The sequence below is a fragment of the Nocardioides allogilvus genome, from assembly GCF_003047285.1.
Lineage (GTDB): Bacteria > Actinomycetota > Actinomycetes > Propionibacteriales > Nocardioidaceae > Nocardioides > Nocardioides allogilvus.
Genome location: NZ_PZYX01000038.1, coordinates 1 through 1259 on the forward strand (window position 1 = coordinate 1; position 1259 = coordinate 1259).

Sequence of the window (1259 nt, forward strand, 5' to 3'; positions counted from 1 at the left end):
TGACCTGTAACCGGTTTCCCGGACACCGATGCTGAGGCGAGAATCGTCTCGGAGAGGAGTCCGTTATGCCGGCACCCAAGGACCCGGAGTTCCGTCGCAGGGCTGTTGAGCTCGCACGGTTGCGGGAGAAGCCGATCTCTCAGATCGCGAAGGATCTGGGGATCGCAGAGTCCGGTCTTCGTCGCTGGATGAACCAGGCCGATGTCGACGAGGGCAAGCGCGAGGGTCTCTCGAGTGACGAGATGGCCGAGCTGGTCCGCCTTCGTCGCGAGAACCGCACCCAGGCGATGGAGATCGAGATCCTGAAGCGGGCCTCGGCCTACTTCGCTCGGGAGAACGTGCTCCCAAAATAGGGTTCCGGTTCGTTCGTGAGCTTGCCGCTGACGGGTTCCCCGTCGCGGTGGCGTGCCGGGTCTTGGGAGTCTCGACGTCGGGATACTACGAGTGGATCAAGCGGCCACCATCGGACCGCGATGTCGCCGATGCCTATCTGCTTGACGTGATCATCGAGGTCCACGCCGCGGCCCGGGCGACCTACGGCGTCCGGCGGGTTCATGCCGAGCTGGTGCTGGGTCGCTCACATCACGTCGGGCGCAGGAAGGTCGCCCGGTTGATGGCCACTCACGGCCTAGCTGGGGTCCACCGCCGCAAATGGCGCCACGGACAACGATCCGAGGCAACGTGGCCCGACCACGTCCAACGAGACTTCAAAGCCGACGCCCCGGATCGGCTGTGGGTCACCGACATCACCCAGCACCGCACGAGCGAGGGGTGGGTCTACTGCGCAGCAGTCCTCGACGTCTTCAGCCGTCGGGTCGTGGGCTGGTCCATCGCCGACCACCTACGCACCGAGCTCGTCGTCGATGCCCTGGAGATGGCCCGGATGCGTCGCAAGCCGGTCGGGACGATCCTGCACTCGGACCGCGGAGCCCAGTACACGTCGTGGCTCTTCGGGCACCGGCTGCGCGAGGCCGGGCTGCTGGGATCGATGGGCAAGGTCGCCTGCGCCTACGACAACGCGCTCATGGAATCGTTCTGGGGCTCCATGCAGATCGAGCTCCTCGACCGCCGCTACTGGACCACCCGGGCCGAGTTGGCCAACGCGATGTTCGAGTGGATCGAAGCGTTCTACAACCCCGTCCGACGTCACTCAGGACTCGGCTACCAGTCACCGGTCGAGTTCGAACGCCTTCACAAGACCGCCAACCCGGCGGCATGATCAACACACCCAAACCGTCCGGAGAACCGGTTACAGGTCA

Annotated in this window: 2 protein-coding genes; both read left to right on the plus strand. The window is 65.1% G+C overall.

Features of this window, described 5'->3' with window-relative positions:
* The first annotated feature begins 65 nt into the window (after positions 1-65).
* The gene (locus C9J87_RS19280; protein WP_107706356.1) at positions 66-353 is read left to right on the plus strand and encodes a transposase; all 288 of its coding nucleotides are present in this window, start codon (positions 66-68) and stop codon (positions 351-353) included.
* A 47-nt stretch (positions 354-400) separates the two neighbouring features.
* Positions 401-1219 carry an IS3 family transposase gene (locus tag C9J87_RS19285; protein WP_232820126.1) on the plus strand — a complete coding sequence of 273 codons (819 nt, stop codon included), beginning with the start codon at positions 401-403 and terminating at the stop codon, positions 1217-1219.
* The last annotated feature ends 40 nt before the right edge of the window (positions 1220-1259 follow it).

Coding starts and splice junctions, on each gene's coding strand:
- C9J87_RS19280 (WP_107706356.1), top strand. CDS start 66: ATGCCGGCACCCAAGGACCCGGAGTTCCGTCGCAGGGCTGTTGAGCTC.